12 protein-coding genes and 1 pseudogene are annotated in these 12374 nt (G+C 38.2%); 3 read left to right on the top strand and 10 right to left on the bottom strand.

From position 1 onward, the window contains the following. Nucleotides 1-139 precede the first annotated feature (139 nt). Entirely contained in the window at nucleotides 140-736 is a 597-nt protein-coding gene (locus HLH18_RS08085) for a LysE/ArgO family amino acid transporter (RefSeq protein WP_171546427.1), read from the bottom strand. 97 nt (nucleotides 737-833) lie between these two features. Between HLH18_RS08085 and HLH18_RS08080 the strand changes: the two genes are divergently transcribed. Beyond that, on the top strand, nucleotides 834-1721 hold the full coding sequence (locus HLH18_RS08080) for a LysR family transcriptional regulator ArgP (RefSeq protein ID WP_171546426.1): 888 nt from the start codon (nucleotides 834-836) through the stop codon (nucleotides 1719-1721). Nucleotides 1722-1882: 161 nt separating this feature from the next. Here the strand turns inward: HLH18_RS08080 and HLH18_RS08075 are convergent, their stop codons facing one another. The 4 genes from HLH18_RS08075 to HLH18_RS08060 form a co-directional block, all read right to left on the bottom strand. Then, the gene (locus HLH18_RS08075; protein WP_171546425.1) at nucleotides 1883-2197 is read right to left on the bottom strand and encodes a BrnA antitoxin family protein; all 315 of its coding nucleotides are present in this window, start codon (nucleotides 2195-2197) and stop codon (nucleotides 1883-1885) included. After that, entirely contained in the window at nucleotides 2184-2471 is a 288-nt protein-coding gene (locus tag HLH18_RS08070) for a BrnT family toxin (RefSeq protein WP_171546424.1), read from the bottom strand. The genes HLH18_RS08075 and HLH18_RS08070 overlap by 14 nt, the downstream gene beginning before the upstream one ends. A 302-nt stretch (nucleotides 2472-2773) precedes the next feature. Continuing rightward, entirely contained in the window at nucleotides 2774-3172 is a 399-nt protein-coding gene (locus HLH18_RS08065; protein WP_171546423.1) for a hypothetical protein, read from the bottom strand. A gap of 32 nt (nucleotides 3173-3204) precedes the next feature. Further along, nucleotides 3205-4164 (bottom strand): AbaSI family restriction endonuclease, encoded by a 960-nt coding sequence (locus HLH18_RS08060; protein ID WP_171546422.1) that lies wholly within the window; start codon nucleotides 4162-4164, stop codon nucleotides 3205-3207. A gap of 128 nt (nucleotides 4165-4292) precedes the next feature. Between HLH18_RS08060 and HLH18_RS08055 the strand changes: the two genes are divergently transcribed. Together HLH18_RS08055 and HLH18_RS08050 are read left to right on the top strand one after the other, a co-directional pair. Continuing rightward, a complete protein-coding gene (locus HLH18_RS08055; protein WP_171546421.1) occupies nucleotides 4293-5168 on the top strand; it encodes a DUF7638 domain-containing protein in 876 nt (291 codons plus the stop codon). Nucleotides 5169-5225: 57 nt separating this feature from the next. Next, nucleotides 5226-6167 carry an ADP-ribosylglycohydrolase family protein gene (locus HLH18_RS08050; RefSeq protein WP_171546420.1) on the top strand — a complete coding sequence of 314 codons (942 nt, stop codon included), beginning with the start codon at nucleotides 5226-5228 and terminating at the stop codon, nucleotides 6165-6167. 80 nt (nucleotides 6168-6247) lie between these two features. Here HLH18_RS08050 and HLH18_RS08045 read toward each other — a convergent pair. From HLH18_RS08045 to codB, 5 genes and pseudogenes are all read right to left on the bottom strand, one after another. Next, nucleotides 6248-6537, bottom strand: a pseudogene (locus HLH18_RS08045) (ISNCY family transposase); the annotation flags it as partial. 228 nt (nucleotides 6538-6765) lie between these two features. Next, on the bottom strand, nucleotides 6766-7911 hold the full coding sequence (locus HLH18_RS08040; protein ID WP_171546419.1) for a porin family protein: 1146 nt from the start codon (nucleotides 7909-7911) through the stop codon (nucleotides 6766-6768). Between the two features lie 193 nt (nucleotides 7912-8104). Further along, nucleotides 8105-9400: a cytosine deaminase gene (gene codA / locus HLH18_RS08035; RefSeq protein WP_171546418.1), complete on the bottom strand. Its 1296-nt coding sequence runs from the start codon at nucleotides 9398-9400 to the stop codon at nucleotides 8105-8107. Nucleotides 9401-9410: 10 nt separating this feature from the next. Then, nucleotides 9411-10628, bottom strand: a complete 1218-nt coding sequence (locus tag HLH18_RS08030; protein WP_171546417.1) for a PucR family transcriptional regulator — start codon at nucleotides 10626-10628, stop codon at nucleotides 9411-9413. Next, the gene (gene codB / locus HLH18_RS08025; RefSeq protein WP_171546416.1) at nucleotides 10625-11902 is read right to left on the bottom strand and encodes a cytosine permease; all 1278 of its coding nucleotides are present in this window, start codon (nucleotides 11900-11902) and stop codon (nucleotides 10625-10627) included. The genes HLH18_RS08030 and codB overlap by 4 nt, the downstream gene beginning before the upstream one ends. Nucleotides 11903-12374 lie beyond the last annotated feature (472 nt).

Genomic DNA, 12374 nt, shown 5'->3' with positions numbered 1-12374 from the left:
TTGTTCAGTGTCTATAAAAGTGTCTAAGGCCATAAACATAATGTCCATTTAATAAATAATGGACACTATCGGGATATTGAGAAAATAAGAAAAGTGGGGTTCAGCGGATGCTTACGATATAAATTACCGACGCATATTTTTAATACAAAAGATTTATAGCTATACACCACATGATTACGCCTATTAGAAAATCTAATATTTTCCATGAAATAGAATTCTGGAATAGGGGTAATAGAAATTTTGCTCCATACCCTAAAAAAAAGAAAAATATCCATGAAGACAGAATTGCTCCCATAGCAAATATATGCAACTCGTTTGTAAAGTTCGTGGAGATAGAACCTACTAGTACAACAGTATCTAAGTAAACATGAGGGTTGAGCCATGTAAATGCCAAACAAGTACCTAGCACATGATAAATATTAGCTTTTTCAATACTACTAGGATCAAGGCGTGTATTTTTTCTAAAAGCTGAATAGAAGCTCCTCAAGCCATAAATGAATAAAAATACAGCTCCAAAATATTGAGCAAAAATAGTAATTAAAGGAAATTCCACAACTATCTTTGAGAACCCTGTAATTCCTAAATAAATAAGAATAGAGTCTGACAATGCGCATATAAGACAAACACTAAAAATGTATTCACGTTTGAGTCCTTGTCTCAAAACAAAAGCATTTTGAGCACCAATTGCTAATATGAGAGAAAACCCAACACCTAATCCTGTTAAAAATGTGACCATGTTGATTTATCTGAAATATCTATTTATTTGAATTATGTATATTTGTTTTTTTTATTCATTAAAATTAAGAATATTTTGGTTTGGCTAAATAATTTTTATGTTAGAAAAAAAACAATGCGAAGCTTTCTTAGCTGTAGTTGAGACTGGTAGTTTCGATCAGGCAGGAAAAATGCTATGCCTCACTCCATCTGCTGTAACCTTAAGATTGCAGGCTTTAGAAAAAGAATTAGGACAGTTATTAATAATACGTAGTAAGCCTTGCACATTAACCACATCAGGTCAGCAAGTGTTTGAATATTTGAAGAAAAGTCAAAGATTAGAACAAAATTTTTTACATAATTTAATGAACAAGTCACAAGCTGAATTTTTCAAAGTGGTTATAGCCTCTAATGCCGATAGCTTAGCAACTTGGTTACTTCCAACGCTCAAAGATGTACTTATAAAAAATAAGATATTGCTGAATCTAATCGTTGATGATCAAGCTCATACATATTCCTTACTAGAAAAAGGGATAGTTAATGCTTGTATCTCAATTGAACCTAAACCTATGAAAGGATGTAAGTCTCAATATCTTGGTGTGATGAAATATAAAATGATCGCAACAAAAGCATTCACAAAAAAATGGTTTCCTAGTGGCATAAATAGACAAGCTTTATGCTTAGCGCCTGCTGTGATATTTAATGAAAAAGACCATCTTCATTTTGATGTTTTAATAAAGCAATTCGGCCTAACAAAGGGAAGTTACCCTTTTCACTTAATACCATCTTCAGAATCTTTTTTGACAGCTATACGACTTGGAATAGGCTATGGAATGGTTCCGGAATTCCAATTGAATACCCTCTATGATCAAGATGAAATGATTGATTTATGTCCAGAATTAGAAAATAAAGTTCAACTCTACTGGCATCATTGGACTCAGCAACCTTACCACTTAGAAAGTGTTACAGACCATATAATTAAGTACTCAAAACTCATCTTAAAATAAAATGATTGAGCCGAATTCCCAGTCTATTTAATAATGGCGGTTATCCGGCATAGACACCAACATATTAAACCGTCCGCTAAGAAAACCACAAAAGTGCATATTCTAAAAGCGGACATTTCTATTTTGGGCTTACACAAAAATGGGAGCTAAAGCTCCCAATTTTATTGATGATTTTTTAAATCTTTTAACATTGCTTCACGCAGAATTTTATTCATGCGTGTCTGATAGCCTTTCCCTTGTGCTTTTAACCATGCAAGTACATCAGCATCAAGACGAACAGAAGTTTGTTGCTTTACTGGACGATAAAATTGCCCATGACGAATAGCATTACTCCAGTCTGTAATTTCAGGAATATCAGACAGATCTAATAGTTCATCTGGTACAGTTCCCTTAGCAAGCAAGCGTTTAATTTCAGCATCTTGCTTGTCACTGAAATTTTCATTCAGTTCTTTGCGTGTATATCTAACCATGCTCATATTGATTTCGCTCCGCTTTGGTTACTTCCCTTGCACTAATGATTCGTATGATTTCACAGTCATCTTCATCAAAGATGGTGTGAGCTACTAATAGCATTAGTACGCCTTTTACTTTTCCAATGGTTTGCCAACATTCTTCACCATCGGTATGTCTGTCCTGGATTGAGATCCTCAGTGGATCTTCAAAAACAAGGCTTGCGGTTTCGAAAGAGACATCATGTTTTTTCTGATTCCTTCGATTCTTTGCCTCATCCCATTCGAAATACTGTTCCATAAAAAACATTCAAATTTGTATATACAATAATGTATCATAAAATTGTATAACTCAAGTTGAGGGGCGTAATTTTTAACCGATTTTATAGACGAAATATATCAAAACAGTTTAAAAAAAGCCGACTTGTTTCCAAGTCGGCTTTTGAGGGTTTGCGTCCCAACTCCTTATATTATAACTTTTTGAAATTTAACACTATTTTTTATGAATATGCTGTTATTTCGTATAACGCCCATTATATTAATTTTAGGAATACTTAAAAAATGAAGAAATTAGAAATCATCATCGATTCTAGAAAAAATAATTTACAGGCTCCATTTCGCTAAAAAATTCGGCTCATCATAGTGCTTGTTCTTCATAGCGATTTCTAAAGGAAGTAAATAAAAAAGAACACCTGAAATACGAGGACTACCATCAGAATTTTCTAGATAATTCTGAACCTTAATATATGTTGGATCATTTTCATCATAACAAACATCTATATATATTTCGCCCCGATAAGACTCCATATAGTTTTCAACTGCCACATTAAAACATTCTATATAACCAATTTTATTATTTTCAAGCCAGTCTATTAGCTGTGTTCTATTAGTCCATTTCTCATAATCGTAATCAGGATAAATTTCCTTATCAAATGCAGCAAAAAGTACATCTCTTCCTTTTTCACGAGCAATTTGATCAACATATTTTAGAATTCTTGGCATTTCAAGCCTCCTGACAGGTACACTTTAAAAATTTACTTTTTACGTTCATAAGTTCTTACCACTGTAGATATCCTTTCCCAAGTCCCACCATCTTTAGTATCAATATTCTTCAATTGAAATAGCCCCATAAAACGATATACAGCTTTATTACTTAAATTGTCTTTGACACGTGCAAATACTATTCTTTTTTGCTTACCTATTTTCCATTCAATGACTTTCTGCTGCATAGTTGATTCGTCGATAGATTTTTCAGTAATTGTCATACCATCTGCTGTTATTTTATTATCCCATTGGTCATTCTTATAAAGTTTAGGAAACCAAATCATTGTATCTTCTTCATATGGATGAGATGCTCCACCTCGTTGCCAATGTTTGTAATCATGACCAAAACAATTACAAACATCTTTCTGACTTTTTAGAATGACATTATCTTCAAGTTTAATTTCACATAAATCTATATATGTCTGTGGGTTAAATTCTTTATCTATATTCCATGGCTTAAATAAATCAGCTTGTTCTAGTTTTTGTTTTTTACAACGTATTTTTTTTAATAGATTATCAATTTGAGTATGAATGCTATCCAAGGTATGTTCTAAGCCATCATCCTGTTTATAAACATTAATACGAAATATTTCATGGCCAGTCATATTAATAATATCCGCTTCTCTGACCTTATCTTCATGACATTGAGTAACAATATATTTTGGCTGTGATTCTAATTCATGATCAATTTTATCTTTAGTCAAATAATGATGTCCTTCATCAACCTCAACATGTAAGCGAAATTGAGGAAAAAACAAATCAGTTAATGCAATTTTATTATCATATCTTCTTACATATTGTTGGGTTACAAACTTAATGCTGAAATCATCTAATAAATGAATAATTCGATTCACCACATAAGACTCATATTTTTTGTATCTTAACTTAGCAAGATTTCGAACCACATAATCAGTGATGCTTAATGATTCCTTAGCATACAAGCTCTTCATTTTTTATACGCACTTCCTTTTAATAATTATTATTAAACTTAACACATAAGATTTTAAATTTTATAAAAAAATTACTATATGCGACAATTAATGTCGCTCCATACTTCTAGTTAGAGAAAATAAAAAGTATGCTGTTTTTAAGCAATCAGGAAATACCAAATAAGATGATTAAAATAAAACATCAACCTCTTATCGATGACTCAATTTCTAGAGAGTCTTTAACTGTATTCATCTGTAATGGATCTTACTTTTTAACCAATATAACTATTTTTAAAAATAGCTATATTGATTGCTGGGGCTTACTAACATTAGAAGAGTTTATTCAAAAAGTAGAACAAGGCTGGGTAACAGTAGAGTTGGATGATAGTGATGATTTAGAAATTTCAATATTTGGTGTGGGAGAAATTACATCAGGTTTTGAATATATCCCCTACAAAACTAATCAAGACCTGATTACAGAAGTTAAAGATATTATTGCTCAATTAAATCAACAACCTGATAGTTCTAAACGATGTTGGAACGCATGGCATAAATATAAAAAAGACCAATCAGAAAACAATCGGATTAATTTACAGCAAGCTTATGAAGCAGTTCCTAAACATAACCGTGTATATATATTAAAAGATCAAGATCTTAAAGATTTTCCCATTCGTCGTGCTATCTACCCAAATGAAGGATATTCATTTCAGGAACTTCTATTTTCATCGGAAATAAGCAAGGATTTACAGAACCAAATAGCCGAAAATCATCATGATCTCAAATCCAAAAGTCAGGAAATAAATATGATGCAGCAATTACAGCAGAATCTTACAGAATTAAGTTCAATTAAGAAAAAATATGAAGATGATATTCAAAATTTCATTAACCAAAAATTAAGTGAATTTCACAATGAAGTAAATTTACCAATTCAATATTTAGATGTAGATATTGATAATGTTCAAAATAATAAAAGATATAAAACTCATGTATCTAATTTCAAGATTCATATTAATTTAGAAATTTAAGTTATTAATTTAGATTAACTTTTAAAATTAATTTCACAAATTTACAGGATCTATTTGATGCATCAGGAATTTTCAAAAGCTTTTGAAAATAGAGCTTTTGGCTGCTTAATTGGATTGGCATGTGGAGATGCTGTAGGAACTACTGTTGAATTTTTACCACGTGAGCGTTTTAAACCTTTAACAGATATGGTTGGTGGTGGGAAATTCAAACTAGATCCAGGAATGTGGACTGATGACACATCTATGGCACTATGTCTTGCTGAAAGCTTAATTTTAAAAAAAGGCTTCGATGCGAATGATCAAATGCAACACTATAGCCTTTGGTTATATGAGGGCCATAATTCCTGTCTGCCCCATGCTTTTGGGGTAGGGAAAACTATTTTAAATGCTTTGTTTCGTTATCATAAGACAGGGAGGCCTTATAGTGGCCGAATAGAGTCTCGCTTTTCAGGTAACGGCTCATTGATGCGGTTAGCTCCAATTGCAATTTATTATCATGATGATAAATTGCAATTGGATGAATACTCCGCATTAAGTTCGAAGACAACGCATGCTTCGCTTGAATGTATTCAAGCCTGTCAATTTTTTGCTAAGATTTTAGTAAATGCTTTGTATGGAAAAACTAAAGAGGAATTGTTTTTAGTCGAATACTCTTCAGAATTAGAAGCGTTAAGCTCGATTATAAATGGCAATTATAAGTTAAAGAATGCTGACAACATTAAGAGTGGTGGTTTTGTACTAGATAGCCTTGAAGCAGCATTATGGGCCTTTTGGCACACAGATAATTTTAAAGATGCCATTCTCGCTGCGGCGAATCTTGGTGATGATGCAGACACTACAGCAGCAATTTGTGGTCAACTTGCTGGTGCTTATTATGGTTTAGAGCAAATACCTTCAGAATGGAAAAATAAATTATTCCGTTATAAGGATATTTTAAAAATTTCAAGATGCTTGCTATACACGTCACTAATAAAAAATAACAATAATTGCTTAACATAAAATCTCTTATGCGAAAAAAAAACATCTGTTATTCACCAATTAAAATGTCTATGCGATAAACCATTTAAAATGTCCTGTTTTTAACTACAAGAGTCAAGAACAGGATTTAAATTTCTTTGTTCAATAACAGCTTTCTGAGCTTTAAGACTCGGCATACTTTTCTTGGCACGGGAACGGTTATTCTGTTTTTCCAACTCTTCATGCTGCTGCTGGATATGGGCCAGGACTGAACCTAATCGTTTATTCTCAACCACTTCATTTTGCTATAGCCCAGCCAGTTTATTAAATCTTTCGTCCCTCATGCATAAAGGCTATAGTATCCGTCCGGATACTATAGAAATGAAATATATTACCCAACAAGCTTATGATTCTGCGCTGATTTGTTGCATGAAAAATTCTTCAAGATACTGATTTTCAAGGATTTGTTTAAGGTTTATTCCAAAATAAATTAAACAAAATCATAGTCTTGGATATTTATGCAACAAAGCCGGCGACTATTGGTAAAAAATGAATAATCACTAATTTGAAGTCGACTCTTTACATTAGAGAGTCGACTTCAACGTGATTTGCGTGATCAATCTTGGGGGAGCTAAAACAATTAGAACTGATATGCAAAGGTAATATAAAGTAACTTTTTCCACGCACTGTCAGTTGAATTGGCAAAGGAATTGGTATTTCCACCGACAAAGGCATCATTTTTCGCCAAAATATACTCTGCATTGATGGTAATGTTTTTGTAATCTGCCTGTAGTCCAGCAATATTACGGTAGGAGTTTGGCTGCCCATCCTGTTTCATTAGACCACTGAATACGAGATACGGTTTAAATCCTTTCCAATCCTTATAACTCCACGAAGTTTTATAGTCCAGATCAGCAACATAATAGTAGGCTTTATTCGCTACGTGATATTCCGTATCAAAAGAACCAAAGGTCGAATAGTCCACTCCAGCTAGCTTGTTGTCGATATCCTGATAACCGAAAGTTAAGGTTGTGTCATAAGTTGGTGTAGCCCACTGACCAAACACGTTGGCATTCATGCGACTGCCGGTCTTGTTGTCATTTTTATTGTCCAAGAACGAATACCAAACTGATGAACCCAGCGTATATTCAATTGTATCCTTCTGGCCCTGATATGCATAACGCATCATCAGCATATTCTTTTCATCAATCTGGGTGGCATTGTCTGATACGCCTTCAACAAAATTGGCACTATAACGTGATGCATCATTGCTATCCCCTTTATAGTTGCCGCCATCCTGTGGAAAATAGCCAAAGCTCCAAGACTGCTGATCCTGACTCAGGTCATAGCGAATCCCAATATTGTGGGTATCCTGCATGCCGATGGTATACATCATGCTTTCATAGAAACTGCTATCCCAATAGGTTCCAATCCCGAATGGAATCGGTTGCAAGCCCACGGTGATTTTCTGCTGCTCATCCAGTTGATAACCTAGATAAGCATCTGACAATGTAATCAAATCACACATTTCGTTAAATTGGACACAGCGTGCCGTAATCTTGCCATCTATCTGATCTTTCTGATAATTAAGATTGAGCCGGACATCACTGATCTGCGCTTTACTCTTTTCGCTTTCAGCATATTCTTTATATTGATAATTACCTCGTACAAAACCAGAAACCGACCAGTCCTGTTCTTCTGCATGAGTCACAGTCATTGTACATAAAACAGCAATAGCTAAGCCTGCAGGAATCATCATACGGTGTAACACTGTTTTTTTAGGCATAAGAAACCCCTTATCTATGCAGAACATAGACAATTTTTTGATTTAGTGATTTGGATTGCGGGTCAGGTAAATCCGGTTTAGGGCAATGCCGGTTGTTTATACATCCGGATTTTGCCTACCCGCTGGATCATTTCATCGAAAAATATCTTTCACTCGGATCAGATATTTTTAGTGTGTTGTTTTACCTGTTGAATTAGATGCCAATCGCTAAACGCTGAGTTGCAGCATCCTGCTGGGCAGGTGTTGCAACAGACAATAATTGCACCTGATCTTCCTGACGCTGCATGATGATGTTGCCATGACGCACACTTAGCACCGCCTTGGCCTGATTAGCGACAACCTCATAATCATTCTTGGCATTGAACAGGATAAAGCTCGCCGGTTTTCCTACTTCGATGCCATATTGATCCCCCAGACACATGGTTTTGGCAGAATTGTCCGAGATCAGATCCAGACAGTGCTGCAGGTCTTCATAGCCTAGCATGTGACAAATATGCAAACCGGCATCCAGAATGCGTAAAATATTGCCATTGCCTACCGGATACCATGGATCACGGATCGAGTCCTGCGCAAAGCAGATGTTCATGCCAGCACGGTCAATCTCCGCCACACGGGTCAGACCACGACGTTTTGGATAGCTGTCAAAGCGGCCTTGTAAATGGATGCTTTCGGTCGGGCAGGAAATAAAGTTGATTTTTGAACGCTTCAGCAAACGGAACAGTTTATAGCAGTAGGCATTGTCATAAGAGCCCATGGCTGTGGTGTGGCTGGCCGTGACACGCTCGCCCATGTTTCTGACCAGTGCTTCGTCGGCCAATACTTCCAGAAAACGTGAATTCGGATCATCGATTTCATCGCAATGAACATCAACCAGTACATTGTATTTTTCGGCCAAGTCCATCAAGTAATGCACGGAGCTCACGCCTTTGTCACGGGTATATTCAAAATGAGGAATCCCTCCGACCACATCAGCCCCCATCTGCAAGGCTTTTTCTAGCAGTTCACGGCCATTTTTAAAGGACTCAATGCCTTCTTGCGGAAATGCCACGATCTGCAGATTCACCACATCCTTGACTTCGTTCTTGACCTCAAGCATCGCGTGTAATCCGGTCAATTGCGGATCGGTAATGTCGACATGGGTACGCACATGTTGGATGCCATGCGCCACCAGCATGTCAATGGTCTGTTTTACACGTTGTTTGGTGTCTTCAAAAGTAATGCTGGCCTTGCGTTGCGCCCAGCGTTCAATGCCTTCAAACAGCGTCCCGGACATGTTCCATTCCGGCTCACCTGCGGTCAATACCGCATCCAGATGAATGTGCGGATCAACCAATGGCGACATCAGCAACTGCTGTTTCGCATCAATAACATCAGGTCCTTCGAGGGTTAGTAACACGGCCTGTGGCTCAATCGCATCAATCACACCATTGTGATAGCTGATGGTGAATAAACCGGTCTTTTTACGTAGGGTTGCATTGATAACTTTCATATTCTTTTCTCTAATTATGGGATATTTGCCAAATTAATAGGGCAACAGAAGCATTCAAACGGAAGTTGGGATTGCCCAAGGATTGTCCGGTTAAGGCTTCAATTTTTTGGATACGCTGGTTCAGAGTATTGCGGTGAATACCCAGCCGGGCAGCGGCTTGAATGGCATTACCACTTTCCTTTAACCAGGCATCCAGGGTTTCAATCAGCAGATAGGGCTGTTTTTTTTCTGGCTCAATCAGGCAGCCGAGCGTTTCATTCATCAGTTGCTGGGTAACGGCCTTGTTTGGAATTGCCTTGATCAGTCTGAGTACGCCCAGTTCGTTATACAAGCAGACACCAGAACTGGTCTTTAAATCTGCGGCAATTTCTTCAGCCTGACAGGCTTCCCAGTAGCCGCGCTGAAAGGCAACGGCAGAATTCACTTCGGTGGAAAGTCCAACATACAACTTGAGATCGGATTCAGACTCACGTAAAGCAGAAACCAATGCCGACAGAGCCAGGAACCAGAAATTCAGATCCTGATCCTGCAAGGATAGAACCAAACTAAACTGCTCTCCCTGCGGAACAATCGGGAAAACTTGTTCATGCTGTTTTCTCCAGCTTTCCAGATGTTCATAACAAGCCTGTTTTTTCTGGTACAGATCATGGGTTTTGTACTGTGCACCGCTATCCTGAAAAAAGTCTTGCACATTACTCAAACGGATCACTGCCACCACATGTTGCCTTAACAAGGGTAAACCCAGCTGCTGTGCACGCAACTGAATGGTTTCCAGTGATGGATACTGGCCCAGTAACAGCTGGCTCACCACGTCTTCTGCAGACTTCTTGATTTGTGACAGCTGTACCAAACGGGTGCCAATCACATGGGTCAGCTCTATCAGCCTGAGGTGATAAGGCTGTTCAATCAGCGGCAAACCCAGTGCATCCGCTTTTTCCAGCACTGTGGCCGGAATCTCACGAATAAAATCGGTACCGGTTAAGATCACAATACCTGCTACGTTTTTGGTAGCAGCTTGATCTAATAGATCTAGCAGGTTGGCTTCATCACGTACCTGGTTGATACCGGTAATAAATACCAGTTCACCACCTTCAATCCAGTCGGAAATTCCTTTGTTCTCAGCGACATAGAACCAGCGAACCAGACGGTGCACATGGTCGGCACCTGCTCGCAGCCGCAATTCATACAACTGTGGTAGTTCCAGCACCTCTTGCACCGTCATACTCATACTGATGGCCCTGTCATCACTTGTGCTGATTTTTCAGCCGATTTTGCTGGAAATAAAGGGATCAACACTACATAACATACGGAAGCAACCACAATTCCGACAAGCGGGGCAATCCAGGGAGAGTTATACGCCACGATCGCACCGATGCTATAGGCTATCAGACCATTCCAGTTAAAATTCGGCAGCTCTACATCATTCAGCAACGGATATTGACCTTTGTAGCGAACCCAGTAATCCGCCATAATGACGCCACCTACAGGCGGAATGATCGCACCGAGTAACAACAGAAATGGCAATAACAACTCATACATGCCTGCGACAGCCAGCACAATCCCCACAATCGCCGCCAGAATCGTCATGGTTTTACGGCGTTCGCTACGTACTAAATGGCATGCTGCTGCGGACACGTTATAGATGGTCGGGCCTTGAATGGTCCACAAGTTCATGCACAGCATAATCACTGCTGCGACAGATAGGCCTTGCAATACTAGAACCTCTACAATGTCAGCTTGTTGGTAAACAATCGCCATCCAGGCACCCGCCAAGACCATCAAACCGTTACCAATGACAAAGCTGATCAGACATGCCCATACTGCGATCTTGCCGTTTTTCGACATACGGGTCCAGTTGGTGATTTGCGTTGCGCCACTGGCAAACGTACCAAATACGATGGTCACAGCGGTAGAGAACGTCATGGCTTCCGTTGGCTTAACAGCAGTCAAGCCCGTCCAGCCGCCAATTTCTTTGGTGGCCAATACAATTGAGGTAATTAGCAGGATAAACATCAAAGGAATTGAAACCCGTGACAGGTACTCCAATCCTTTAAAACCGACCAGTGCGGTCACTGAGAAGAGTAAACCGAACAACACCATTAATGGCATTACCCAGCTTTCTGGCATCCCAACAATTTTCACCAGCGAAATAGCCAGTGTTGCAGTTCCCCAGGCATACCAGCCCAGTTCGGCAAACCCCAGTAAAAAGTCGGACAGCTTGCTGCCTAAATTGCCAAAGCAGAAACGTCCCATGAGTACTGTATTTAACCCACTGCGGGCAGAAATTAAACCGAGTGAGGCGGCATAGAGAGCCAGTAACAGATTACCAATTGCCGTGATCCAGAGGATGTCAACAAAATCAAATGCGACGCCAATTTTGCCGCCAGCAAACATAGTGCCGGTAAAAAAAGTAAAACTAAACAGCACCATTGCAATCGGAAACAATCCTTTTCGATTGGATTGGGGTGTTTCGGTCAGTGGACTTTCTTCATGTGTACTCATTTTTAGCTCCAGTCTCTTGCGCTATTTTTGAATACACCTGACTTTGCAAGAGCCGTGCCGCTTTAAAATTGGGTTACTTTTAAGTAATACGCCCTTCACAACATGTGCAACATGCACATTTACAGATATTTTTAATACATTTCTATGCCAGTTTTTTGTGCATGTTGTTGATTAAATGAGTTGATTTCGAGCAATCTCTAAGGAGTAAATATCACGAAGATTTATTGGTTGATGCCTAAACACTAGAATGTGATTTCCCTTCTGGATATGTTTCGTCGATTCTTTTTGCAAAGGAGAGTGGTGGCAGTTCAAAAGATGGTTATGTGTGTCTAGAATTTTGGTGGCTATTCAGATTAATCCTCCGACTTTCCCATTAGAGGCATTACCTAAAACCTACTATAGAGTAAGCTCTTAGTGCGAAACAAATCCCTCTAATAACGCACTTGCCGAAAAGGTAAAATTAAAAATGAGT

It is taken from the genome of Acinetobacter sp. ANC 5414 (genome assembly GCF_013004295.1).
Taxonomy (GTDB): Bacteria; Pseudomonadota; Gammaproteobacteria; order Pseudomonadales; family Moraxellaceae; genus Acinetobacter.
Note: the sequence above shows the minus strand (reverse complement) of the source record. Positions and strands in the feature narration are given on the sequence as shown.